The organism is Alteribacter salitolerans, from assembly GCF_016901055.1.
Classification (GTDB): domain Bacteria; phylum Bacillota; class Bacilli; order Bacillales; family Salisediminibacteriaceae; genus Alteribacter; species Alteribacter keqinensis.
The window spans coordinates 49,686-75,374 of record NZ_JAFEUX010000002.1 but is presented as its reverse complement, the minus strand read 5'-3'; the positions used below and the strand labels follow the sequence as shown (position 1 = coordinate 75,374).

Here is a 25,689-nt window from a genome sequence, read left to right as displayed (position 1 = left end):
GGGGAGACCTGCAGGAAAATCTTAGCTAGCTGGTGCACTGTCACCACCCCGATTTTGTCGAATCCATAGGACTTTTTACATCTGCTACAAGTCCACATACAGCAAAAAGACGTGAGTCCACAGTGACTCACGTCTTTTTTGCATGCCACCCTCCGCATCTCATAAAAAGAGAAGCCGATCGCATCCGACCGGCTTCCTAAAATAAACTATTCTCCTACTCAAACAAAACCGTCTGTACCTGATTCTTTTTCACTTTCGCAGACAGCCTGTTACGGTCTACCTTCAACGGGCTGACGGCTTGTTCATTAAGCTTGCCTTCATACGCTGCCGAGACGTCTCCCTTCACCTCAAATGCAGCCTCGGTTTCTTGTTCTCCCGGGTTGAAAAACCGCAGGACAAACCTGTCTTCTTTTTCTGCTTTTTTCAGTGTGCTCAGCACAGCGGCAGGCGTCACTTCCTCCAGAAAACTGTAGCTGAGAGGTGTGACGATATTCTCCTGATTGAGCTTCATGGCATCGTGAGGGATTTTATTGTAGCATTCAACCGGTGTTGTATAGTCTTTTGCCATTCTTCCCGCATTCGCATCGGGTTCATGGAAAGCGAGAGCGAATTCCAATGTGAGCTTTCCGAGCATTTGAGAGTCAGGGGTTGGCATTTTGATCCCCGATGGGCGGCCCGGTCTTCTGAGCAGCTCTTCTTTCCCAAGAACACCAACGCTTCTGAATAACGTTACGGCAATCGTGTCGTAACCGTCCCCGACGATCTCATATTCCCTTGTGCTGTTTGTCAGGACACTGACCCCGTAGTCATCACCCGACAGCCCCGCGAAACTGAGCATCGGGTAAATGGCATCAGGACGTTCACTCCATCCTTCCTCTTCCCAGACATCCATGGCTTCATCATAGACATCCCGTTTAATGAGGCCAAACTGGTTGTCAGAGACAGAAAATGATGAGGCGATCTCTGTTGGAATAAGTGCTCTTAACCGATGATCACAGGCATGGTTATCGAGATGAACCTTCACGTCAATGACAGGTTTGTGATTGGCGAGTGTGAGTTCAAAATGCACATCCACAGTGCTTGTCCGCTTTCCTTCTTTGCGGTCAGCCAGATGGGCCGGCACCTCCAGCTGATACGAAATGTCAATATTGGCTTCATACTTGTTCTGTTTTACGGAAACCTCTGCTTCCACTTCGTTACTGTAAATCAGCGTTTCACCAGGCAGCGGGGAATAATCATATTCATCCCCGTCGTCTCCCCCGTTTTCAAGGAGAAGAACCTGATCAAACGATTTGTCCAGCTCCTTGCTGTGGACATGTAAGGTACCGTTCTGATTAACAGCTATCTCGTAAAAGTCCGTTTCCACCTTATCAGCTGCCGCTTCTGTCTGAGCAAATTCCCGGTCATCCTCCACAACGAAATACGTTTTATATCCCATGGCCGGAATCCGGTCTTTTACCTGAATAGTATACTGAATAAACGGTTCGTAATTTCCGTAATGTACAATCTGGCGGTCAATTAAGCCAGGGTCGATCACTTCACTGTCCACGACTTCAAAGTCCACTTCATTTTCGTCCTTATCTACGAGCTTAAATGACGTCAGCTTCGATGTGACAGTCGTTGTGACTACCTCTTCACGTTCATATGGAAGGAAGTTAAACATCGTGAGACGGTCAGCTTCTTCCTCTGTATTCATGGCATCGACGATCTTTCGTTTATAAAACCTGATCAATTCATCCACTTTCTCCTCGGCAAGGAAGAAACGGTTAAAAATCTCCTGATGGACTTTGTCGGAACAGCAGCACCCGATGCTGTCATGAGCGTGATTTTTCATGATTTCCTTCCAAATCAGCTCAATCAACCCATGTGGGTATTCAAAACCAAGGCGGTGCGCAATCGAAGCAAGGGGCTCCAGGATGCTCGTGATCTTATTCTCAATCCGGGTATTGGCAGCCTTGATGTCCATTCTTGTTGAAAAAATACTTCTGTGGACACGCATGTACTTGCCATCCAGAAACTCACCCTGAAGCGTCGGGAGCTCCTGCTTTTCCAGCTGCTCGAAGATATTTTCGTACTTGCTTAAAAAGAATTCACGGTCAGGGTACAGCTGGTGCAGTTTATCAATAACCGTAAAAATATTCTTCTGAATCGGCATCTGATCATGACCGTTCGGCAGAATAATATTCTCCGTTGTCGCTCCTGTGTCCAGGACCGTAAAGTATTTGTCGATCCGCTCCGTGAGCTTTTCCTCGTCCTCCGGCAGATACTTCCCGATGGCGTAGCCGAGAGGAAACAGCTGGACAAGCACGCGGGAGCCATCGTCAGACTCCCAGTAAAATTCGGTTTTGTCCGTTCCATGCCGTTCAGACGTGCCCCGCCAGAAAATAGAGTACGTAATGTCAAAGCCGTTCAGTATTTGCGGTATCTGCGAAGACTGGCCGAAGGAGTCCGGCAGGTAACCGATTTTCATATGGCTGCCAAAGGCCTCACAGTCTTTAATCCCGTACAGAAGATTCCGCACGATCGATTCCCCGCCGACAACCATCTCATCGGTCTGGGTATACCACGGTCCGATGATAAGCCGGCCATCCTGAACAAGCTTTTTCACGCGCTCTTTGTTTTCCGGCTTTACAGCGAAGTAGTCTTCGAGAATGGACGTCTGTCCATCCAGTACGTAATAGGGATAGTCCGGGTTGGTTTCCAGCATATCCATGATTTCTTCCATATTGTTCACAAGGAGAATACGAGATTCCTCCGTTGAAAAATACCATTCACGATCCCAATGCATATGTGGTACGATATGAACCTTTTTCATAATGACCTCCAGTAACATTCAAGAGAGTAATTGTTTTTATGCAGCATCTGGCAGGCTGTTCTTTCCATCCTTTGCGAGCTTGGATTTACGCGTCACGATCAGCAGCATCATAGAGATCGCTGCACCGAGAAGAGCGGCTCCGAGCCAGATGGAAGCTGCGAGAATCAGTGTCTGTCCTTCTACCAGGGCAAGGGAGAAGATGCCGGCACCAGGTACGGCCAGGCCGATATTAAAGTACGCCACAATCGCTCCTGTTACGGCTGAGCCGGCCACAAGGGACGGAATCACCCGGAGCGGATCATTCATCATAAACGGAATGGCCCCTTCCGTAATCCCTGCAAGTCCCAGGAGCCAGGTCTGCTTGCCCACTTCCCGCTCCTGTTTCGTAAAGTAGTGCTTGGCAAGAAGCGTAGCCCCAGTTACGGCAAAGGCTGACACCATTTTTACGGAAGCAAAGGCGGCATAAGGGACAAAGTTCCCCATGGCCATCGCTCCGATACAGAACGTGTAGGCCGCCTTGTTTACCGGGCCCCCTAAATCAAAGGACACCATGGCACCCAGCACGATCCCGAGAAGAATGGCATTCGTTCCCGACAGTCCTTCCAGCCAGTTTACGAGCCCTTCGTTTAAGAAGGCGAGCGGCTGTCCGATTACAAACAGCATCACAGAACCGACAACGAGCGTCCCGATTACCGGATACACCCAGAAGCTGACAAAGCCGGCAAACGTCCCTTTCGGCTTTACTTTATACTTCAGGTATCTGAGGAAGTAACCGGCGAGAATACCGCCGAGCATTCCGCCCAGAAAACCGCTTCCGATCAGGTTTGCGGCTACCCCTGCGGCAAAGCCCGGTCCCAGTGCCGGTTTATCTGCAATCGAGTAGGCCATGTAGGCAGCAAGGATCGGTACCATGAGTGTGCCGAGAAGGGTGCCTCCAAGTTCTCTTAAATACCAGAGCCACGATCCTTCCTGTTCGTAAAGATGCTGAAGGTTAAACGCCTCGGACACCAGGACGGCAAAGGCCAGTGTCATCCCTCCGGCAACGATAATCGGTATGATGTAGGAGATTCCCGTTAAAACAGAATCTTTGATTTCTGTCTTGAAAGACTTTTTATCCTCTTCCTCTTCGGAACCACCTTCATCCACATACTCTTTCTTCGGTTTCGTACCGGCTTTATCAATGGCTTCCTGTACAATACCCCGGGCATTTTTCAGAGGCTGGGCCACTGTTGTTTTCAATTTTGGAAGGTGGCGGTAGCGTTCTCCGTCCTTGACAGCCACGTCGACGGCAAAAATGACGGCATCCGCTTCTCTCAGCTGCTTTTTCGTATGGCGGTCTTCCACACCATTGGCTCCCTGCTTTTCAACAAATACGTTCACACCGAGTTCCTTCCCGGCTTTCACAAGGGCTTCCGCTGCCATATACGTGTGGGCAATGCCTGCAGGACAGGCGGTGACAGCTAAAATCGTCTGATCCTTCGCGACTGGCGCCTTTTCAGCCGGCTCTTCCTCCCCTGTCCGGTCAAGGTTGTCAAACATCTCCCCGCTTGACCCCGACTTTTGAAGGCGGGCTTTATACGTTTCATCCGAGAGTCTGGTCACGAATTCTGCCAGCAGGTTCAGATGCGTGGATCCCCCTTCATTTTCCGGAATCGCCAGGAGGATCACCAATTCAACCTGATTGGAAGGATCGATACTCTCCCAGTCGGTTAACGGCTTCTCAATGGTAGCAACAGCAAAGGCGGCTTCCTTTACAGCCGTTGACTTTCCGTGGGGAATGGCCAGCCCCCCTTCAAATCCCGTAGGAGAAAGCCCCTCCCTCTCCAGGACAGCATCGTAAAACTCATCTTTGGAATGAAGCTTCCCCGCCCGGTCGAGCTTGTCTATCAAAAACCGAATAGCTTCCTCTTTTGATTGAAATGGCTGATTTGTAAAAAGCAGTTCTGGTGACGTCAGATTTTGTAACCTCATGCGCGTTTACCCCCTCGTAGGATGTGCCATCAGCTTGTTGAAACGAGAGTATCACAAAAAAAATAAGAAGAGCGTGTCTTCTTATTAATCCACCGGAACGTATTAAGATAGCGCTTACACGTGTATTTATACACACTTATTTTTCATACATTTCCCAGAAGGCTTCGGATAAAATACGGAGCACCGCCATCATCGGGGTTTTGTCTGTCACATTAAAACCGTTGATCCTCATTTCAGGGGAATAGCAGTACAGGTTCACATCCGCCATCTCTTTTAATGCATTGCGGGTAAAATGGGTCAGGGAGACCAGTTTCACACCTTTTTCCTTCCCGATCTCAGCCATATCCAGAACATCCTTTGTTTCCCCTGACATACTGAGAAAAAACGCCATATCCTGCTTTGTAAGCTGCTCCATGGCAAAAAGTGTTTCATGCCGGTGAACAGAAAACTCCGTCTGCTTATTGACGATCTTCAGGTTTTTTACCATCAGCTCACAATAAGGCGCAGTATCCCCCACCCCGAAGAACAGCACCTTCCTCGCATTGACCATCATCTTCGCCACATGGGAAATCTTATCGTGATCAATCAGGGACAGGGTTTTATCGAGGTTAAAGGAAAAGCTGTCCTTCGGCGGCACCGCTTCCTCCTCGACTTCCTCCAGGAGGCTGTTCTTCAACTGGGAATACCCCGTATAGCCAAGCTTTTTGCACAGTCTTGTAATCGTGTTCGGGACCGTGTACAGCCGGGACGCCAGCGCCTGGATGGAACAGTCTGTCACCTCTTCCTTGTTCGCCAGGATGTACTCAATAATCTGGTCATCCGTATCGTTGAGCTTGTATTCATATTTATGGGCACGTTCATGAAACAGCATGACATCACCTTTTCCTATGTATCCTTAAAGACATTACTTTGCTTTATCATACCAAAAGTATGCACAAACAAAAAAAAGAGGGAAACTATCATCCCTCTCTTAATCTCTAGTTACGTTCCCGGACCTCATCAGCCCGTCTTTATCTTGTCCATCCCACTCTCACGAATAATCCTGTTTAACTCTTCGATTTCCCACAGAAGAATGCTTTTTTGCACGTTGTTCACCTGACTGTAGTCCCTGCGCAGATTCTCAGCTTCTCTTCTGAATAGATCAATCTCTTCTAAAGACAGCATCTCTCCTGCATCCTCCTATAATCTTGATATCTATTATTATAGGTAAATCAGAGAGCGCTTAATCAGAGAATGACACTAATTTATGGGAAGTACATCTTACTATTTCCGTCACGGACTTCTCATACCATTTATCTCTGCGTGAGGATATCAATGATTGACACTGAAAGGACATGGGACTGTTCTTGTGCTTTCCCGGTAAGCAGTCACTCCTAATGACACAACAGAATCTCACACTACTTTCTCATCCAACTCATTCAATAGTTTCTCAAACGCCAGATCTCCCGGTAACCCCTCCGGTTGACGGTTTTCGTTCACATAGTTCTCGAAGTGTTCACTGAACAAAGTCTTAGGTCGGAGATATGTGTCCATCCTCTCATCTCCTGACCACTCTTTTGTTTTCTGGTCAATCACAAACACAAAAGCATCCATCCGGTATCCTTCATCCCATCTCTCTTTGATGAGTTTTCTCGTTAACCGGTTGGTTTCCCTGAAGGTTTTCATCGTCTTCTCGTTGAGATACTGGATGATGGCTCTGTAGGGAACCCTCTCTGACGTAGTCTTTTTTATAGTCTTTGAAGTAATCTTTGGTATTGTAAGGGATCGTGGTTCCTTTGAACGGGGAGACGGTGTCTGCGGAAGGGAAATTTCCCCTTCCGGCTTTTCCCCGCTCCTCTCCGGCTCAACATCCTGAAGATCCTGCTCCCCGCACTGCCAGAAAGCCTCACTGTAGTCTTTGAGATAGTAACCAAGAACCTCGAGATCTGCCTGGATTTTTACGAGACTGACCCGGTACTGCTTCGTATGGTCCCACCGGATCTTCTGGTTGTTCCGCTCCTCGAGCCATCCGTGATGCACAAGCTCCTTTAAGTACGCCCTCATGGCTTTCGGTGACACGTTGACCATGGACTCCTCCACGAGCTCTTCTGCTTTTTTAAAAATCCAGCCTGCCTCTCCCTCACACGCTTCACCCTCACTCCGGGCCCGCTCTTCGTTCATGTACGCCTTAAAATCAGTCACCCGCTGCGACCAGTAAATCATCTGATCCAGGACCAGCGCCAGTTTAAAATCGCCCGTGAGCTTAAGCATCTCCTCTCGCAGTACCGTACAATTCCAATGCTTCATTCCCATCCTTTATCCCCTCCTACCTAATAAGTAACACCAGGAGGCGAAAAACGGGGATCGGGGAACGAATTTTTTTTGAACGGCATTGTCATCGATTTTGATATACTTGTTGGAAAAGAACGAGGAGGAGTAAGTGTGGGTTACGGAGGAACGATTGTATGCAAAAACGTTGATTGCGGTTATCGTAAAACCTATTATCTCGGACGCGGAGAGATGCCCATCTATCCCCTTTCGTCCCTCATCACGAAGCTGCACCCGAAAACACGGCCCATTATAGAGGAAGCCGTGAAAGACCGGCATGTACAAAACTATGAGCACAATCGTTCCCTGTTTCACTGCACCGATTGCGATCATGTGTTTAAAAGAGTAACGGTCAAAATCGAGTTCCATGACGGCGGTTCATTTGAAACACACAAACGCTGCAGCCGGTGCAAAAAAGACCGGACTAAAGAAATCGACGTGGGAGAACTCGAGAACCGAATCTGCCCCAAGTGTAAGGAAAGCCTCCTGAAAATGGATAGTTTCATTTTGTGGGATTAGAAGACCTCACAAAAAGCCGCCCAGGGCATTCCCGGCCGGCTTCTACTATGAAGCTTTCGAATCTTCCACTCTCTCTTTCCTTACATTGTGAATCCACGCCCGGTCCTGATCCATCATTTTTTTCGCCGCATAAATGGTCAAAAACTGAATTATGATGATCGGCAGTCCCATAAGGCCCGATACGACTTCAAGAGGGGCAAGGCCGCCGACTCTCATGAGAATAAGCGCAAGAACGGTAATAATTCCGGCTGTCGCAATCCGGAGAAACCTGGACGGCTCGTACTTACTCATATCCTTTGTGCTAGTATAAGCCGCAATGGTGTACGTTGTGGAATCAAGGGTTGTAGTCAAAAAGATCATGGCCACAATGGCGAATACAACGAGAGCCACTGTAGACCACGGCAGTGACGCGAGAATCTCCGGAATGAGGGCCATGTCATCCTGATTCTGCACAATATCAAACACCGGAACCGCGTCCGTCAGATGCCTGTGCACGCCAAGCCCGCCAAGAACCTCGGTCGCCACCCAGCTGAGCAAAGTTGGAGCGAGCAGGTAAGTTAAAATCATTTCCTTAATCGTTCTTCCTTGGGAGATCTTCGCTGCAAAAATACTGTGAAGCATCGCCCAGGTTGCGCTGTAGGCAAACCAGAACACGGTGTTACTCTGGACGTGGGACGCCCCTTCCAGCTCAAGTGACTCGGTATAAAAGGAGATGTTCACGTAGTTTGTAATCAGGCTGCTGACACTTTCGGTAAAATAATTAAGAATAAAGACACCCGGTCCTGCAATCATGATAAACAACGCGAACCCTCCGGCCAGATACATATTAAACGTACTGAGCCGCTTGATCCCTTTTTCGATTCCTACATACGCGCTTAAGGAAAATAAAATGACCCAGACGATCGTAACAATCATCGTCAGTCCAAACGTGACCTCAATCGCAAACAGCTTTGACAGATTATAAGTAACAATCGGTGTACCAAGGCCGAGTGTGACCGCGGCGCCGGATAAAATACTCACAAGAAAAATGATGTCCAGAAACTTCCCGCCGGCGCCCTCTGTAAACCGGTCACCGAAAATACAGCGGCACGCTTCCGAAATTCTCATCAATGGCCGCTTGCGGACATGAAGGATATATCCCATGGCAGGCGCTGCCATCACAAAGATCGCGAACACCTGAAAGCTCCACATAAACATGCTGTAGGCATTCCCCATCAGAAGCGCTTCAGAAGACTGAGGTTCAAGTCCGAATGGCGGATCGTTCGCCACCGCCGTCCACTCCACCATCCCGGTTCGCATGATCGTCGACCCGACGCCCATGGCGATCAGGATCGATGCATATTCAAACAAGGTAAAGCGGGGCTTCTCGTTCGGGTCGCCCAACACAACCTTTCCGTACTTTGAAAAAGACAGATACAAACCTGCCCCGAGGAGCAATATCGCGTACCATATGTATCCCCAGCTGAATACCTCCACAATCGTGTCGAAGGTCTGATTCAATGCCGCCGTTGCCTGCTCCTCATAAATGGAAAACGGAATACTGATTCCGATAATGACAAGCAGTGACGGGACAAAAATCCGATAATCTATCAGCCGGCCCTTATCGGGACCTTCACTATCTCTTCTCAAAACAAAAAAACCTCCCAGTCTGCAAAATCGTCCCTCCTTCCTACTCGTTTCCATTTGCAGAAGGTGTAAAACGTCGGATTTCCACCTCGATGCAGCCCCTTCATAAGAAAGCCGGACACAAAGAATGAAACGGGCTTGCTCCAGAGGTGCAAACAAGCCAATCACTAGCAAAAAATACATGTGATTTGTAATGGATTTACCGTGCGATTTAATTTATGAATCATAGGGATTTGGATATTTATGTTAAAATAAAGAAAGGAAGATTCTTCATTATTAGAGTTGTACATATAAAAAGCCAAGGAAAAGGAGAAGTTCGATGATTACACTAAATCCAATTGGCGTTGCTTATAATGAAAGACACGAAATCGAAGACGATTACTGGGGGGACGTTGTGACCAAGATCATTTTGGATCGCTCTCTTCCAGAAGAAGCTCTAAGTGAGATTGAGTCTTTTTCCCATTTAGAGATCATCTTTTATTTCCATTTGGTAGAAAAAAACAAAATAGTTACAGGTGCAAGACATCCAAGAAATGATAAAAAGCTCCCTAAAGTTGGTATCTTCAGTCAACGTGGAAAAAACAGACCTAATCAATTAGGCCTTACAACAGTAAAGATATTCAAACGAGAAGGAAGAGAATTAATTGTGGCAGGCCTTGACTGCATTAACGAAACACCAATCTTAGACATAAAACCAGTGATGAAAGAATTTCTTCCAAAAGAGTCCATTGTTCAACCTCAATGGACAAGTACCATCATGAAAAATTACTGGGGTTAAAACGTATTATTCTTTCCTATCTATTAATTAACGGTAAAGCTGCAGTTGAATAAGAAACCAGAAAATGAAAGCATGGACCAATCTCCCTGCCAGAGTACCTCAAAATTAGCTGAAAGAAATGAAGTTATTATGCCAAAGGCAGGAAAAACTCTACAAGTATAAATTATGGATAAAAAAGAGGCCGGGACAAAAGTGTTTTAGTTGAACGAAAACCCGAACGAATAGTATGCGGTGTAATAAAACCGCTCCTGAAATATACTCCGCTTTCCGCGGGAAGCTGGTGAGCCTCCGTGTGCTATCGCACTCCGGGGTCTCACCTTTGCTTTTCCTCCCGCAGGAGTCTACGTATATTTCATCCGCTAAGCCAGCGCATAGTTCGGATCTTCAGCTAAACACTTTCTTTATGTCCCAGCCTCTTTACCTCTTCTACTCGTTCCCGAGAGTGATCCCATAGGCTTCTGCAATCGCCTTTGGTACGTCTGTGTTATCGACCATACCTGTGAGAAGCTCTGATCCCGGTCCATAGGCAAAGATCGGTACTTCAATGCCTGTGTGCCCTGTGGTTGACCAGCCGACACCCGCATAGTCACTGACGATCTGGTTTATGGTGATACGCGGAGTACGTGCTTCCCTGACCCTCTCCACCTCGCTGTCCGTAAGCTTGATAGACGTATACGCCTCTACCACTTCCCGCACGTTGGAGCGATCAGCATTCAGCTGACCGGCCATGTAGGCGCCAGTGGCTGTGACATCGCGAAGAAGGCCGACATCAGTCCCCTTGCTGTTGTATCCCCCAAGTGTCATGCCTCCGGTGTCGTGATCCCCTGCCACGATGACGAGAGTATTTTCATCCTCCTTGGCAAAGTCAATTGCTGCGCTAACAGCATCTTCAAATGCTTCGGTGTCACTCATTGCCCAGGCAGCATCGTTATCATGGCCGGCCCAGTCAATCTGGCTTCCTTCCACCATCAGGAAAAATCCATCTTCTTCCTGGCTCAGGAAGTCAATGGCTGTACTCGTCATCTCGCCAAGGCTCGGCTCTTCCGTTTCCCCGCGGTGCAGCTCCGGTGCCATGGCATTGTCCGCAAAAAGACCAAGCACTCTGCCTTCCTCCAGCTCAAGAAGGCCGTGGCGGTCCTGTACAACCTGGTACCCTTCCAGCAGAGCTTCTTCAATCAGATTGCGCTCAGGCTGTCTGCCGCCCTCTGTTTCAGGAAGAAAGAAATCCATACCTCCTCCAAAAAGCACATCCACTGTTCCTTCTTCAATATACTGACGTGCAATTTCCGCCTGATTGTTTCTGGAGCTGACGTGGGAAGCGAATGCTGCAGGAGTGGCATGGGTAATCGTGGACGTGGCCACAAGACCTGTTGACTTTCCTTCTTTATGTGCCGCCTCCAGAATCGTTTCAAGCTCATTTCCATCCGGATCGAGACCCAGCATACCGTTGTTCGTTTTGATGCCCGTGGACATAGCCGTTCCCGCTGCAGCTGAATCGGTAATTGGATTGTCGTTGGAGTGCGTCATCATCATCCCTGTCAGGAAGCTGTCCCATACAGGCACATCGTCTTCCTTATAATGACGGTAATTCACGTTGTATCCTGCAGAGAAACCATCCGGAATCATATAAATCACATTATCCACCTGCTCCTTGCCCGGCTTCGGACCTGCATGCGGCGGCGGCCCCGGCTGATCCGGCTTCCCGCCATGCCCCGGCGGAGAAGCTTCTGCCCACATATTTCCCAAACCTAAACCACTGACAACAACTGCTGCACTCAAAACCCCAAGAACCGTCTTTTTAAACATTTTCCTGCCTCCCGATAACTATGTATTTTGCAGGGGAAGGCCTCGCCCTCCACCTGTCATCTGCAGTTTAACAAGGCAATATATTGGCTTCGTGACAGTAGCTTTGAGAGAATGTAAACGACATGCCCGTATGGTTCCCCGGTCCCCCTGTTCGACAAAAAGGTACATAAGCTGTTCTTGACTTCCTTACCTTCCACCCGGTACATTTTGCATAAAAAGGTAATAACTCTTCTTACAGGCCGGTTTTTTTATAGGATTGACCCATTTTTTCGTGAGTCTTAGGGGACGTATTGTAAAAGAATTGCAGTGGATGTTAAAGAACAGTCATTTCCTTTACATAAACAAAGGAATACAGGAAGGTGTTGACCCACAAAAAAAAGCCTCTTATAAGGCATATGAAACCTCGAATACACCTTTGGTCTCATAGATAGACGGATAGCAGCCAAGAACGACGAGGTACTCATGGATGTTCACTATTGTCCCCCCGATATAGTAAGGAAGGCCGCAATTGGCAAAAGAAACATATTCCCCACGCTCAAAGACAATAATGTCTGCTTTTTCATCCAATCTTCTCAGCTGGGCTGCTGCTGTAGCCCCACCCGCTACACCTCCAACAATAAGTATCTTTTTTGACATCCTGAATCTCCCCTTTCTCCATACCACACATACGCTACAGGGTATGTTTTTGTTGTGCGTGAATAAAAAAGGAAATGACCGAAAAAAGATGAACATTTTGTGTCCGGGATAAGGGAAGAATCGATCGTTTCTTGGGTAATATTCTTTTAATCGACAGCGGAAAGCGTGGGGACTCTCATGCTTCCTTTTAGTTTATTGAAGTAAGTCACCCTTAAAGAAAGCAATAGAACCGTCCCCTTGCTTCCGGTGGCTTTTTTGCGATTTCATCTTTACATAAGAATATATCGTAATGTAAGATATAAAAAGAGAGGAGGTTTTCTTTTGTGACTCTAAAAAACACAGTTAGTAATATAAATCAAAGTTGGACAGATATTTATCATTTCTTACATTACATTCATCAAGACAATATTTCGCACCAAGCTGTACGATTGTTGCAACACATAGAAAAGAAGCAAGAAACGACGATAGGTGATTTAGCTGCATTCTTAGGTGTGACTCATAATACTGCTTCAGAACACATTAAAAGACTAATTAAAAAGGGCTTTGTATCCAAACAAAGAAGCATTGAAGATGAAAGGAAAGTATTTGTGATTTTGACTGAAGAAGGTAGTGAAGTATTGTATAGACATACACGATTAGATAATGAAAAATTAAAAAATGTATTAGAAAATCTTGATGAATCTGAAATTGAAATGATAGAAAAGGCATTTGCTCTTCTTAGTGGGGAGGCAAGGAAATGTTTTTAATTGCAAAAATTCTGGTCTCAGCAGTCATTATTGGCCTGGTAACAGAATTGGCAAGAGTTTTTCCAAAATACGGGGGGATCATTGCCGCTTTACCCTTAGTGAGTTTACTGAGTTTGTTATGGCTTTCTATTCAAGGAGAACAAACAACCAATCTGAGTAAATTTGCTTTGGGTGTCCTATGGGGGTTTCCTGCTACTGCTGTGCTATTAATCATCGTTGTCATTTCATTAAAAGCATCCTTATCATTATTTATATCGATAGGTTTGGGAGTGGGTGGTTGGATAATTTTCTTGACCGTGCAAGATTTCCTTGTAAAGAAGGTAACCCCTTACTTCTAATTTGACTAATACAAATAGAGCTTGAACGAAAGATTAAAAAAGGGAGGGAATTTGGTGAATAAATATAAAGTTGAAATTATTAAGCACCAATTAGATTCTATAACTTTTGTAAAATCCTTGGAAGAATTGAGTGAAAAAGAATGGAGAACGGAGATTGAAGAGGGTAAATGGACGATTGCAGAAATAATTGGTCATTTTAAACCTTGGGATGAATTTATTATACACAAGCGTTTACCATATCTATTTTCAAAAGATGAACTTCCAAAAGGTCCGGACAGCAAAAAAATGAATTTAAATTCAGCAGCTATTAGTAGACGTGAAAATCAACTAACAACGATAGAGAACTTTATTTCTACTCGAAATGAACTTTATAAAAAAATCAATGAAATCCCTGATGAATATTGGGTGAAAAACTTTACCATCGGAGAAACAACACTTTCTTTGTATGAATATCTTAAAGGATTAGCGCAACACGATTGTCACCATTTCAGGCAAATTAAAAATACCCATCTTTTCTTAAAGGAACGGGAGCGGTAGTTAAAGAATCTGACACTAATAAAGAGTACCAAAATGTACTTAAACTATTGGGTAGCGTTAGTCCAACAAGCAAGTAGAAGGGCATGGAGACCAAACTCCATGCCCTTGTTTAAAGTTTCGATTTTGCACCTTTGAAGTAAAACTGTTACAAAGAATGGGACCTGTTTTAAAAGAACTACGTATCCGGCAAAGTTCCTGCGGTACCGGGCACCGAACGCAGCTGTATCTTTTCACTCTCCAAAACCGCATTTAACCCTTTCCTTCCATTCTCTATCACCTGCTCGCACCATTCCTTTTTGCGAGGGTAAAAAAGTCTGGCGAAATCTCTTTGAATTTCTTTTCTGTCTTCTTTTTTAGCCGCCCCTTTAAAATAAAGCTGATTTTCATTGATCATCGTCCGGGTACAAAAAATGAGATCGTCCAGAGATTCTCCGATCGTGCCGAATTCAAATAAACATACAAGGGCCTTTTTATCAGGGTATTCTTCCTGCACAGCTTTCTGAAGAAAGAGGTTTGAATCACCGTCCACCTCAGGCGCTTTCATGACATGGTCATAGGAGAGTTCTTCCTGGAGTGTGCTTTCACTTCGGCTGTCCGCTTCCGTAAAGATTAATGACAGCTCATCCTTTGGTCCGCCCCCGGAATGGATATCCATATGGACGGGATGTTCGTAGTTTTTCATCCAGTTTAAGTACCTGTTTTTCAACTTTTCCGCCGGTTCATCCCAATCTTTTCCCCCATAAAAAATGCCGGTCTCACATTTATACTGGCCTGAAGGGGTGTCTTTTAACTTTTCCAGCTCTTCAGTGGTGTAAGCTTCCTTTAAACGAAAGGACAATTCCTCCTTATGTATAGGTAAGTCCCCGATCGGTTCAGAAGGAACAAATACGCTCTTTTGCCGGGCGAATTCTTCATTAACAGTACCCGTTACCTTACCCCAGTCTTTAATATAATTCCGGTTTAAGTCTACGTTGTTTTCTGTCACCCTCCTGAAATGCCTCATTCCCCAAGGGTTAACGGCGTGAACGAGCCGCAGTCCTGTCGTTTCAGGGTTAATGACCGGCAGATACTCTTCAATAAAGAGCTGCAACACAGCGCTGCCCGTAAACCCTTCAATCCCGTGTTCCCCCGCGGTAATAATAAGTAAATCCTTTTTTTCCTCCAATGCATCAGCCGTGAGAATATCGGTCGTATTATCCTCTTCCTCACTCCCGATATGATAGGTCTCAAGCCTGGCATTCGGCCAGTATTTTTCAATTTTTTTCAACTGATCCCGAAACCCTGCGCGTGATTCTTCATACGTGTTGCTGAAAAAACGGTCACTTGCCATTCCACAACCTCCCTGTACCAATCCATTTAAGGGAGCTATTTCACGTTCTTTGCCCCAGTAAACATTCAGATCACTGTGGATGCATCCATATGAATCTTCTTCAATCATTATTTTCCCCGTTGCTTCCACTGCTGAATGCTTTCATAAAGTAAGCTGCTGGCAGGAGCAGACCAAGGGCTGCCTGTATCAAAGAGAATAATCTGGTACTCCCAACAGGGACAAAATCCCCGTAGCCTACTGAGAGTATCGTTACGCCGCTGAAGTACAGCATGTTCAAAAACGTATGCTCTGCCGCTTCTCCGGTCGGATCATTCACTCTTAAGACGACTTCATTGAAGGACAAAATATAATAAAGCACTGCGAAGCCGAAGGTCACGCCAAGCAGCACAAAAAATAATTTATAAAACATTGCAGGATCAAAGTAGCTCTTTTTATAGGATTTATGGGTAAAAAAATAATAGAGATTAGCCAAAATAAAAAGGATTGTCATGCCGATTAAAATTTTGGATACCATACACCAGCATCCCCCTCTCTGTTCTCTCTACCCTCTTTCCTTTACCTGGTGAAAGAAAACGTGTTTCGCTTCGGGCCCGCCATACCCTTCCCGCAGCAGCTCTTTTGAAGAGGAAAAAACCAACTCAAATGCTGTTATATTTCATTTCCGAAAAAAGAAAAATCGTTTTTTTATGTAATACAGCTTCACTTGGTGCCCCGATACACCGGCACCTCAGCAGGTTGACAGTATGTAAGCGCTTTTATAACATGGAAGGAATAAGCAGGGACTGAGTCTATTTTACTCACAATCAAAGAAAGGGGATAAGTTGTGAAAAAATATACTTTACGTTTTTTAGGTTTATTTTTCGTGATGTTACTGGCCGGGCCGAATCTGACAAACGCTGAAAGTGATAAGGATTTTTTGGTGGAACAAGGTGCACCGCCTCCAGGTGCGAATGATCCCACATGCGAGCTCACAGAGGACAAGCCAAAACCGGTTATCCTTGTGCCGGGCACGTTTGAACGGAGTGCACAAAACTGGCTGAAGCTTTCCCCGGTGCTTGTAAGTGAAGGGCACTGTGTTTACGCATTGAACTACGGCTTCACACACGCTGGTGCTTCCACCGGACCAATCGAGGATTCTGCCGAAGAGTTAAATAGTTTCATAGATAATGTCCTGGATCTTACGGGCGCTAAACAGGTGGATATCGTCGGACACAGCCAGGGAGGCATGATGCCCCGGTACTATCTTAAAAATCTTGGAGGAGCGGAGTATGTGGACAACCTTATCGCTTTTGTTCCCTCCAATCATGGAACCGATGGTCTCGCAGGTTTTAAACGATTGACTTCAGACGTCTCTGATGTCGCATCCTGTATTGCCTGCCAGCAGCAATTAACCGGTTCAGAGTTTCTGGATAACTTGAACAGGGGTAATGAAACCCCCGGAAATGTCTCTTACACGGTGATAACGACAACAACCGATCAGGTCGTTGTCCCTTATAATTCCGCATTCCTTGATGGTCCTGACACCCAGGTATCCAACATTACAATACAAGACTACTATCCATTGAGCCCGATAGGTCATCAAGAGATCGTATATGATCCGTTGTCCTACAATTTTGTGTTTGATGCCCTTGATCATGACGGGCCGGCCGATCCGGATCGGGCGGTAGGAAAATAAGTCAAAAGCCCGCACCTATATTACGGTGCGGGCTTTTGAATAGGATAGCTTAATTATTACCTAATCCTATAATTATGGCTGGCAATAACCTCTTTTTTCGAAAGGAGGGCACGATTCTCATACTTCCCTCGAAAAAAACTCCGTACTAAAAAAGTACCGACGGTGCCTAGCAACCCACACAGTTGACGTAAGATGAGGGTTGCAGGTGTAGCTCAATTATCAGAATCCCAATGTTCACTACCTACAGCAAAGTCAGCAAACTCACGCACAGCTCGATCAACATATAACTGATAGTCAACATCAAGTTGATTATATAAATTTTCAAATTCATTTTCGTCCATTGTTTCCATATCATTAATCAATTTATTTGCAATTTTTTTCTGCTTATTGTTATCCATATTTTAATCATCTCTCTTTATTTAAGAATTTCTATATTATCTTTATTTATTTTATTTCCAATAGTCTTCTTTAGATTCATAGATGTTAGTGCTTGAAATACTGTTTTTATGTCCACATTCTGTGCATTGCCAAAGGTATTTATTATCATCAAAATTAGACTGACTATTTAGATATGTATTGCAACGATCACACCACCAGTCAACATTAGAAAACCTTTCACCCATTATTAATGACCTCCCTTCTCCAAATCCACTATTAATAAAATTGCTTATCTCAAATTTCGAGAAGCTAACTTGAGTTCTAAATCCTCACTATTCAAGAATGTCGAAATATTTGAATATTAATTCCTTTAAGAAAGCAGAGAAGCGTGGGTACGGTTCTCAATTGAGTCAAGTTTTTCAAAATACCTGTTACCCAAACTTTCAGGTATTAATTTCGACATACAATCCCTTCCTACAACGTATTTCTACATAATGGAAGGATTTCCTTCCAACAACACAAAAAGAAATCCAAGTATACACGGTTCTCTAAATTACTTCTTGATATTAAGTCAATAACTTATCCAATACCTATTGTTGTTTTTTTATCTTTTAGAGGATACCGTTCCTTCATATTGCAGTCCAGACTGAATGAGGTTTAGGCATGAATACTTAAAGGAATTACCGTAAATACCTTTAAAAAAAAACGTAACTATACGTTATTAAGTTCACGCCAGGTTTTTTATAGCGCAATCAATAATATGTACGATTACTTATATTCAGGAGGCACAAGATGAGGTTTGCAGGTGTAGGATTGGTTATGTTGGCTGCTATATGCTGGGGCATTAGTGGTGGTATTGGCGATATTTTAATGAACAAGGGCTGGGACCCTATTGTGATCTCCTTTTACCGAGGGGCTGTTGCTTTTATCTTCTTTATTGCATGGTTTCTCTTTCGCTATAAACAAAATTGGATCTTCTCTACTCGTTTTTATATATGGTCTCTATTGGCAGGTATTGGAGTTGCCGGGAATTTCACGTTTTATTTTCTCAGTATCGAAGCTTCAAGCATTGCGGTTGCCGCTACTTTAATGTACACCGCACCTGTCTTCGTCCTTTTAATCTCTTTTTTATTTCGAATCGAGCGTTCAACTCTGTTTAAATGGGGCTGCATCGCCGGTGTCATTATGGGGATTATCCTCCTTACAGGAGCCTACAATCCCGATTCGGTTTCAGTGAGTTTTCTGGGAGCGGCAATGGGGCTTGGTGCCGGTCTTTCCTATGCACTGTTTATCTTCGGGTTTAAAAATGCCTCTGCTATCGGAAAGCCGCAAACCATCTTAACCATCGCTTTTTTTTCATTTTGCGTTATCCTTTTTCTTATTGCAGATTTTGAAGAAACCGTAAGTGTGGTGACGTCAAGCGACATAGGATGGTTTGTTCTATTAGGAATCGTGGGTGCTGGAATTTCATTTATCTTTTATGTAATCGGCATTCGCCGGACGACCCCGACAAATGCTTCGATGGTCGCGATGGTAGAACCGGTGACAGCCTCATTATTTGGCGTTCTGCTTCTCGGAGATCATCTGACCCTTATACAAGTTCTTGGAATGGTCATTATTCTGCTTACAATTACCGTACTTAGTGTGAAGCAGGCTGACTGAGGAAGTACTGAAAAACGGGAATGAATCTCCTGATTTTCCGCCAAATCAACAAAACGGTGCCAACGATCGAAAAGCGATCATTGGCACCGTTTTTTACTTCATGAGAGACTGTTTTCTCCAAGCCTCTATTCCGATATCTCCATCGTCTCCTGGATAGCCGGGTTAATTTCAGTGTGAGGGTAGTTGATTCGTTCCTCGAACTCTACCCAATCGAGATTAGCCATCATAAGCAGGTAACGTTTCCCGCTGGCCGGATCGCTGATGATAATATGATCACGGCCTGCCGTTTCCACGCGCCCCTGGTAAACCATCGCATTCCATCTGCTGTTCCCTTGGTAAGTAAAATAGAAGGTACCAACCTTACCTTTATTGTAGCGAAGGATATTTTCGATAAATGATTCTTCCATCACACCGAATTGTAATTGCTGTCCTGTCCCTAATGGAACCACCGGGGTGAGAAAAGACGGTCCGGAAGGCGGGAAGCCACCTTGTTGTTGTTGTGCGGTCTGCCCCTGCATTCTGGAAGTGGGATAATAACTTTGAGAACAATTCGCCGGATAATAATTTGCGTTTCCAAATGTCATGTGAAGCTCAGCTCCTATCTTTATTTAACCGTAAAACTCTGTGCAATAGCCCGGTACACCGACATAGTAGCAATGATTTCTATATGCAAACTCGAACTGTGTCATGGGTGATCTTGGCATTGTGGGAGTACAAGGGTCCCGGTAGGATTGCCCGGGACTTGGGTTAAAAAACCACAAGCTCATTCTGGCCTGGGGGTCCCGGTATCCTTGCAGCAGATCCCTCGCCCTCTGGAGATCACCTTCATCGGGTCGCTGTGTATACAAAGACCCGTTTAAGACGGGCTCGAAATGAGGAATTCCGGTACCAGGGATTACCTGATAAATCGCATGCCTGATATTGCGTAGATTTTTAAAGTCAGGTTCACAGTCGGCCTCCACCCGATTGGCCACAACCGTCCCTACCATGCTCATTCCTGTAGATCCTTCCCCGCGCGCTTCCGACAGCATGATCCTCGCCAACGACTCTACGTCACGGTCTGTATGCTTTATTCGCCTGCCCATCTTCACACCACCTTCAACCTATACAACTAACGTATTGCCCGAAGATCCTTTTCGAAACTTGCCCATGAGCCCAAACTGGGTGGATTCATCAAAGAAAAAATTCTTTTTCTTTTCCTTGGAATTTTTAAGTGTGGGGACGGTTCTGGTGCTTCCTGTTATTTTGCCTCGTCGTTTCCCTCTGCTTTATTTTTCAGATAACGGTGCCAGGGAAGGAAGAATGCTGAACTGGACGACAACACCAACTTGTGGCTGACTGACCCACGGGCAATCCGCTTTAGTGCCCGATTTGTAATAAGAAAATTAACGGTTGACAGACGATTAACTATACGAGTAGAATAGTCGTTAAATTCATAAAATTCTTATCGAGAGCGGTGGAGGAACCTGGTCCTTTGATCCCGCGGCAACCTGTTAAAAACAAGGTGCTCATTCCAGCAGACACTTTCTGTCTGAAAGATAAGAGTCGGGACGTTTAAATCAACCCTTCTATTTTTCTTACAGAAAAGTAGAAGGGTTTATTTATGTTTTAAAAGGGAGGAAAATTAAATGGCAGATCAGCAGACACAGAATAAGCCGGAATTACGTTCCATCGACACACAAAGCAAGCGTACTAACCCGTATCAGAATGAGCACGCGATTCGGGATTTCACGTTTACGATTGATGAACCAGAGAAGCTTGGCGGATTAAATGAAGCATTAACACCTATGGAATATATCATTGGCTCGTTAAACGGCTGTTTCATGATCGTTGTTGAAATGGTGGCGAAGGAAAAAGGGTTAACGATTGTAAAGCTCGATGCTTCTTCGAGCGGAGGCATCGATCGCAGAGGATTGTTTGGGACAGCTGATGTGAACCCGCACTTTCAAACGGTGACGCTTCAGCTAGACGTTACATTTGCAGCGGAAGATGTAGACGAAGAAGAATTTATTCAACGCGTTCAAAAACGCTGTCCCGCATACAACCTGTTTAAGGATGCAGGTGTAGAAATTGAAGTGATCTGGAACATCATCAAGGAGGAACAAACATGAGTTCATATGGATTCTGGGTCATTTCACTTGCCGTATTATACACCCTCGCCCTCATCATCGTCGGTAACGTGGCGAAACGGAAAGCCAACCGTGGTGAGCAGTATTTTGTGGGAGGCCGGACATTCAGATGGTGGACGGTTGCCTTTTGTATTACCGGACTCTTCTCCGGATCGACGTACATATCGATAGTCGAGCTTTCCTACCTGACAGGAATTTCAGCGATTTGGTACGGCGTCGCAGAAACAGTACAAGTCTTACTGATTGCCTTATTATTAATTAAATCATTCCGGGAAAAGTTAATCGTCACGATCACAGGATTAATCGGCGATCAATTCGGCAGACGTGCTAAAGCTTTATCAGGCACGATCACGGCGTTTGCCTTTCCGATGTGGTCCGTAGCTACAGCGATTGCTTTTGCTTCTGCCTTCCATGTGTTTACTGGCGTTTCGTTATCCTTATCCGTGGCTTTTACAGCTCTCTTACTATTTGTTTATTTACAGGCAGGCGGTATGTGGGCTGTAGCATTTACACAAACGATGAACACGTTTGTTTTTGCCATCATGTTTATCATTGGGACCGTGGCATTCTTTATCAACCCAGGCATTTCCGGCTTGCAGCAGCTTGCAGCCGATCAGCCGAACATGTTTGATTGGGGAGGCGCTGGCCTTCAAGTGATCCTTGTATGGTTTGCCACTTTCCTGGTAAACGTGATTTTAGCGCAAGCTGCATTTCAGATGGCCTTATCTTGTAAAACGCCTGAAGAAGGACGCAAAGGCTTAATCGTTGCAGAAGTGATGAGTGTTCCTTTCATTCTATTAGGTATTCTATTTGGCTTGTCTGCCGCTGCGGTCGTTCCAGACGCCAGCCTGGGTCTCGTTGCTCTTCCACAATATTTAATGGAAGTACTGCCCGCTCCATTCGTCGGCCTGTTCTTCTTAGGTATCTGGGCTTGTGCTCTCGGATGGGGAGCGCCTTGTCAGTTCTCTGGGGCCACCAGTCTTGGTAAAGACGTCGGAAGCGCCATTTTCCCTGGCGCTTCTCTAGAACAGCTTGTTAAATATACAAAATGGTCGCTGCTGTTGCTGACAGGACTCATGATCATCTTCGGCTTCCTGCGCACAGAACAAGCCGCCTGGTGGAACGTACTCGCCTGGACAATGAGAAACTCTGCTACCTTCGCACCAGTAGTCGCTGCTCTATTCTGGCCGCTTGTCACAAAGCGAGCCGTCCTCGGCGCATTATTTGGCGGATTCTCAGCAGGCTTAATCTGGTACCACTTAAGCAATTGGCACCCATCTGATTTCTTCCTGAACATCCACCCGGTTTGGGTAGGGATGAGCGTCAACATTCTCACCATGGTGCTGTTTACCGTTGCTTTCAACTATGGAAATTGGAAGATTACCAACAAGCGCTCTGTAAAAGGAGCAGTAGTGTTGACTACCCTTGCAGCGCTGCTTGTCGTTAACGGATTGTTCTATGAATCTCTCCACGCCGCTGGTGTGGTAGGAATGACAATCTTCCTTACTATACTAGCCTTATTTATCGGAAGTATTATTTATATCAAACCGAAAGTGACCAAAGCATCTGCTCAGGAGCAGATGGTTTCTTAAAAGAGGCAGGAACTCCTTTACATGTGAAATGGTTCAGATTTGGGAAAGAAAGTCATAAAAAACGCAACTAAATAGAACGCAAAAAAGCTTAGGGATTATATTGCCCTAAGTTTTTTTGTATTGCGAATCACGCCTATATGAGCTGGCTATTACTCTCTCCTCTATGTCATTAAGAAAAAACTCACTTCTCATTATTGGGTTGAGAATGAACTGGTTTCAACGCTTCTTGAATTCAGTATCCAATTAATACTTTGATATAATTAAGGTATTAAGCCAAGTGAGGTGAATTAAATGAAAGCAACGGAAACTAATCTCTTACAATTTCTTAAAGGGCCAAAGCAATTTGTTATTCCTATTTATCAACGTACATATAGCTGGACTAAGAAACAGTGGGAAAAATCTATACCAAATCGATTTAATTTGTTTTCTTTACTTTTTATATACATATCTAGCCCTGCTCTCTTAAAAGAATATATCGTAATAAAAGGGGGGAAATATTTACTTTTATTATACTCAACTTTCGCACATGATAACCTTGATATAATAGCGGAATCCTGCAATAAAAAAACCGGTACTTTCTGTCCCGTCTCTTCAAGAAGCCTTATGAATTGCTGTATAGAAGTGCCGGGACGGTTTCGACGCTTCTATCTCTATAATTAAAGGTAGCCCTAATAATCCCTGGACACTACCGACCTGGATATTTATTTGAATAAACTAAAAGAACAACATAGAAAATTAGTAAATAGACTATGAAGAACTAAGAAGAACTAAGAAGAAGCACCGAAATCGTGATCTCGGCGCTTCTCAACATTTAAAGAGTTGAAGAAACGCCGGAAAGAATTAAGGTTGTGAATTTAACAGGAAGGCGTTCTCTTGGGATATGGGGGAAAGATTGTATGTAGAAACTCCTTAACCGACCTCTGAGGAGAGATTGGTTAAGGAGCCTTGATAAATCATCACTTAATCCACTTTCACTTTCTTTTTCACTTGGACATCTTCATCTAAAAGCAGCTTTCTCAGCATGCCTCTAATCTTTTCATCTCTCTTTTCCAAAAATGCTTCAAAATTGTCTAAAGAAAGATCCCCTTGTGGAATTAAATTTTTAGTTTTATACTCTCTTTTTTCGTCTTCGGTTTCATAGGTTTCATCTAACCATTCCTCAAACATTTTGTTCGACTTCTCTTGATTAGGGACGCCTTCTAATAATTGAAGGTTGGAAAGGTAATCATAGTTCTCTACACAAAACGCAGCTTGGTCCTCACTTAACCCTCGCTTTAACAGCTTTTTATGAGATCTCAAGATGCTTCTAGGATAGATGTGATCTTGATGGAAGAGGTTTGAATAATCCAGGTTCGGATAAAGCAAGGCCAACACCGAGAAGGTATACCTGTTTCCATACTTACTCCAGAGCAAGTTCTCGATCTCTTCTTCTGAAAATCGAAGACTTTTATTTGTCACCCGTAGGTTATTCCTGATTTCATTAATCGGAAACTCATCATTGTATTGCTTAATCACTTCTCGAATTGGTTTTAACACGTTATCGGGCTGCCCGCCGAAGATCCTTTTCAGTAATGCAATCGTGGTAAATTGCTGTATCTTTTTTCGATCCTCTCTGTAACGAGTAGACTCCACGAAGTTGTGTGGGTTTTCTCTTTTATAAAGGTAATAAGCAATTGGAATAATCACGTAATTTGCCGTTAACGTCTTGTAATTAAACCCAAAGCTCGAGACCAATTGAACAGACAGTCGAATCGCTTGGGAGATTTGATCCCACTCTTCTTCTATTTTCCCCATAGCAACCGTATCGAAATTATCCACTTTAAAGGCGATATCGTTGAAATCACTAAGAACCAAACATGTTTTCAACACTAAATCTTTATTAAAGTCAAAGCCTTCTCCCACGTTATTAATTTCATCCACCAAGGAAGTAATGGCTTTCCTTGCATCTTTTCTTTCCCATTGAGCCGTAGCAATCGATAAAAGCAAGTCGGAATAACTAAGCACAGTACCGCCGCTATTGACCCTTATGAAAATATTCAAGACCTTATCCAGTGTTTGAGACCGCTCAAGATAATAATTTATACTGGGCGTGTCGTGAATCGCTTTATACAGTTCATGAAGCGTTTTATTAGCATACTTCGCCTTTTCTTTTTCAACAACATTCAACTCATTTTCAAAGATGTATTCGTTAATCTCATAAGGCTCACTAAAGTTTAGGACCTCTCCTACCTCGAACCAATAAGAGTCTTCACTACGTTCCGCAGCCTCATTCTCTGTTAAAAACTTAAAATGATACGTCATGTCGTAGGACTCATCATATTTCTTCAAGAGGTTAAGGTACAGCCTTCGGTTAGGGTAAGCCAGGTCATTATCCATCCGTTTCCTAGGAAGCTTATACGAATAACTCCCCTTAAGGCCAATGTATAAGGATGTGAGCCTCTGCTGGCCATCAAGGATGGCGTTAATATCTTCCTCTCCGCGAACATCAGCCTCTACATTATGTGTATTGTCTCTCTCATGATAATCTCTTAAGAACTCATAGAACTTGAATTTATCAATGTTCTCTTTATTCACATACCAAAAAAGAAATGCCCCTACCGGGTACCTGCGAAGCAAAGAATCAAACAGCTTTTCAATCTGTTCTGTGTCCCATACAAACTCCCTTTGAATGGAAGGTAAAAGGTATTTTTTCCTATGTATATCATCGATAACTTCCTTTATTGTTAGTGGTCTTTCAAATGCCATGGTTGTGCCTCCTGTTTTCGTTTGTTGAACCTACTTAATAACTTATTTCGACATCTCTATGACACTTCCTTCAATAAACGATCTAAGAGGTGGGATCGT

The 25,689-nt window shown here is 44.6% G+C and carries 23 protein-coding genes, 1 pseudogene and 1 riboswitch; of the genes and pseudogenes, 10 read left to right on the top strand and 14 right to left on the bottom strand.

Features of this window, described 5'->3' with window-relative positions; translation table 11 throughout:
- Positions 1–214: 214 nt before the first annotated feature.
- The 5 genes from mngB to JSY36_RS03505 all read right to left on the bottom strand — a co-directional run bounded on the left by mngB (position 215) and on the right by JSY36_RS03505 (position 7,078).
- The gene (gene mngB, locus JSY36_RS03525; RefSeq protein ID WP_205165269.1) at positions 215–2,815 is read right to left on the bottom strand and encodes a mannosylglycerate hydrolase; all 2,601 of its coding nucleotides are present in this window, start codon (positions 2,813–2,815) and stop codon (positions 215–217) included.
- 36 nt (positions 2,816–2,851) lie between these two features.
- Positions 2,852–4,786, bottom strand: a complete 1,935-nt coding sequence (mngA, locus tag JSY36_RS03520) for a PTS 2-O-a-mannosyl-D-glycerate transporter subunit IIABC (RefSeq protein ID WP_205165268.1) — start codon at positions 4,784–4,786, stop codon at positions 2,852–2,854.
- A 136-nt stretch (positions 4,787–4,922) separates the two neighbouring features.
- On the bottom strand, positions 4,923–5,657 hold the full coding sequence (locus JSY36_RS03515) for a MurR/RpiR family transcriptional regulator (protein ID WP_205165267.1): 735 nt from the start codon (positions 5,655–5,657) through the stop codon (positions 4,923–4,925).
- Between the two features lie 128 nt (positions 5,658–5,785).
- Positions 5,786–5,950, bottom strand: a complete 165-nt coding sequence (locus JSY36_RS03510; protein ID WP_205165266.1) for a hypothetical protein — start codon at positions 5,948–5,950, stop codon at positions 5,786–5,788.
- A gap of 228 nt (positions 5,951–6,178) precedes the next feature.
- Positions 6,179–7,078 carry a conserved phage C-terminal domain-containing protein gene (locus JSY36_RS03505; RefSeq protein ID WP_205165265.1) on the bottom strand — a complete coding sequence of 300 codons (900 nt, stop codon included), beginning with the start codon at positions 7,076–7,078 and terminating at the stop codon, positions 6,179–6,181.
- 129 nt (positions 7,079–7,207) lie between these two features.
- Here JSY36_RS03505 and JSY36_RS03500 point away from each other — a divergent pair, with 129 nt between their 5' ends.
- On the top strand, positions 7,208–7,612 hold the full coding sequence (locus tag JSY36_RS03500) for a hypothetical protein (RefSeq protein WP_205165264.1): 405 nt from the start codon (positions 7,208–7,210) through the stop codon (positions 7,610–7,612).
- 45 nt (positions 7,613–7,657) lie between these two features.
- On the opposite strand, the gene JSY36_RS03495 is transcribed toward JSY36_RS03500, so the two are convergent.
- Positions 7,658–9,241, bottom strand: coding sequence for a BCCT family transporter (locus tag JSY36_RS03495; RefSeq protein ID WP_236784531.1), 1,584 nt, complete (start codon positions 9,239–9,241; stop codon positions 7,658–7,660).
- Between the two features lie 316 nt (positions 9,242–9,557).
- On the opposite strand from JSY36_RS03495, the gene JSY36_RS03490 reads away from it, so the two are divergent.
- Positions 9,558–10,016: an SAM-dependent methyltransferase gene (locus JSY36_RS03490; protein ID WP_205165263.1), complete on the top strand. Its 459-nt coding sequence runs from the start codon at positions 9,558–9,560 to the stop codon at positions 10,014–10,016.
- Between the two features lie 426 nt (positions 10,017–10,442).
- Here JSY36_RS03490 and JSY36_RS03485 read toward each other — a convergent pair whose 3' ends face one another.
- Entirely contained in the window at positions 10,443–11,822 is a 1,380-nt protein-coding gene (locus JSY36_RS03485; protein ID WP_205165262.1) for an alkaline phosphatase, read from the bottom strand.
- Positions 11,823–12,272: 450 nt separating this feature from the next.
- A pseudogene (locus tag JSY36_RS20795) lies at positions 12,273–12,458 on the bottom strand (CoA-disulfide reductase); the annotation flags it as partial.
- A gap of 323 nt (positions 12,459–12,781) precedes the next feature.
- On the opposite strand from JSY36_RS20795, the gene JSY36_RS03475 reads away from it, so the two are divergent.
- From JSY36_RS03475 to JSY36_RS03465, 3 genes are read left to right on the top strand one after another with little or no spacing between them, the layout of a single operon-like run.
- On the top strand, positions 12,782–13,204 hold the full coding sequence (locus tag JSY36_RS03475) for a transcriptional regulator, SarA/Rot family (protein WP_205165261.1): 423 nt from the start codon (positions 12,782–12,784) through the stop codon (positions 13,202–13,204).
- Positions 13,195–13,542 carry a DUF3147 family protein gene (locus tag JSY36_RS03470; RefSeq protein ID WP_122900245.1) on the top strand — a complete coding sequence of 116 codons (348 nt, stop codon included), beginning with the start codon at positions 13,195–13,197 and terminating at the stop codon, positions 13,540–13,542. The genes JSY36_RS03475 and JSY36_RS03470 overlap by 10 nt, the downstream gene beginning before the upstream one ends.
- A gap of 54 nt (positions 13,543–13,596) precedes the next feature.
- A complete protein-coding gene (locus JSY36_RS03465) occupies positions 13,597–14,079 on the top strand; it encodes a DinB family protein (RefSeq protein WP_205165260.1) in 483 nt (160 codons plus the stop codon).
- 175 nt (positions 14,080–14,254) lie between these two features.
- On the opposite strand, the gene JSY36_RS03460 is transcribed toward JSY36_RS03465, so the two are convergent.
- Together JSY36_RS03460 and JSY36_RS03455 are read right to left on the bottom strand one after the other, a co-directional pair.
- Entirely contained in the window at positions 14,255–15,409 is a 1,155-nt protein-coding gene (locus JSY36_RS03460) for a M14 family metallopeptidase (RefSeq protein WP_205165259.1), read from the bottom strand.
- Between the two features lie 100 nt (positions 15,410–15,509).
- Positions 15,510–15,923, bottom strand: coding sequence for an ion channel (locus JSY36_RS03455; protein ID WP_205165258.1), 414 nt, complete (start codon positions 15,921–15,923; stop codon positions 15,510–15,512).
- A gap of 309 nt (positions 15,924–16,232) precedes the next feature.
- Here JSY36_RS03455 and JSY36_RS03450 point away from each other — a divergent pair, with 309 nt between their 5' ends.
- Positions 16,233–17,084, top strand: a complete 852-nt coding sequence (locus tag JSY36_RS03450) for an alpha/beta fold hydrolase (protein ID WP_205165257.1) — start codon at positions 16,233–16,235, stop codon at positions 17,082–17,084.
- A gap of 212 nt (positions 17,085–17,296) precedes the next feature.
- On the opposite strand, the gene JSY36_RS03445 is transcribed toward JSY36_RS03450, so the two are convergent.
- A complete protein-coding gene (locus tag JSY36_RS03445) occupies positions 17,297–17,482 on the bottom strand; it encodes a hypothetical protein (protein ID WP_205165256.1) in 186 nt (61 codons plus the stop codon).
- 772 nt (positions 17,483–18,254) lie between these two features.
- Here JSY36_RS03445 and JSY36_RS03435 point away from each other — a divergent pair.
- Positions 18,255–19,124: a DMT family transporter gene (locus JSY36_RS03435; RefSeq protein WP_205165254.1), complete on the top strand. Its 870-nt coding sequence runs from the start codon at positions 18,255–18,257 to the stop codon at positions 19,122–19,124.
- 125 nt (positions 19,125–19,249) lie between these two features.
- Here the strand turns inward: JSY36_RS03435 and gerQ are convergent, their stop codons facing one another.
- Together gerQ and JSY36_RS03425 are read right to left on the bottom strand one after the other, a co-directional pair.
- On the bottom strand, positions 19,250–19,708 hold the full coding sequence (gene gerQ / locus JSY36_RS03430; RefSeq protein WP_205165253.1) for a spore coat protein GerQ: 459 nt from the start codon (positions 19,706–19,708) through the stop codon (positions 19,250–19,252).
- 24 nt (positions 19,709–19,732) lie between these two features.
- Positions 19,733–20,209 carry a cell wall hydrolase gene (locus tag JSY36_RS03425; RefSeq protein WP_122900229.1) on the bottom strand — a complete coding sequence of 159 codons (477 nt, stop codon included), beginning with the start codon at positions 20,207–20,209 and terminating at the stop codon, positions 19,733–19,735.
- A 79-nt stretch (positions 20,210–20,288) separates the two neighbouring features.
- Here JSY36_RS03425 and JSY36_RS03420 point away from each other — a divergent pair, with 79 nt between their 5' ends.
- The 3 genes from JSY36_RS03420 to JSY36_RS03410 all read left to right on the top strand — a co-directional run bounded on the left by JSY36_RS03420 (position 20,289) and on the right by JSY36_RS03410 (position 22,845).
- Complete coding sequence (locus JSY36_RS03420; RefSeq protein ID WP_205165252.1) at positions 20,289–20,462, top strand: hypothetical protein; 174 nt, start codon at positions 20,289–20,291, stop codon at positions 20,460–20,462.
- A 103-nt stretch (positions 20,463–20,565) separates the two neighbouring features.
- A riboswitch (SAM riboswitch) is annotated at positions 20,566–20,669 on the top strand.
- A gap of 83 nt (positions 20,670–20,752) precedes the next feature.
- Complete coding sequence (locus JSY36_RS03415) at positions 20,753–21,235, top strand: OsmC family protein (protein ID WP_205165251.1); 483 nt, start codon at positions 20,753–20,755, stop codon at positions 21,233–21,235.
- Entirely contained in the window at positions 21,232–22,845 is a 1,614-nt protein-coding gene (locus tag JSY36_RS03410) for a sodium:solute symporter family protein (protein ID WP_205165250.1), read from the top strand. The genes JSY36_RS03415 and JSY36_RS03410 overlap by 4 nt, the downstream gene beginning before the upstream one ends.
- A 960-nt stretch (positions 22,846–23,805) precedes the next feature.
- Here the strand turns inward: JSY36_RS03410 and JSY36_RS03405 are convergent.
- The gene (locus JSY36_RS03405; RefSeq protein WP_205165249.1) at positions 23,806–25,590 is read right to left on the bottom strand and encodes a DUF262 domain-containing protein; all 1,785 of its coding nucleotides are present in this window, start codon (positions 25,588–25,590) and stop codon (positions 23,806–23,808) included.
- Positions 25,591–25,689: the final 99 nt, after the last annotated feature.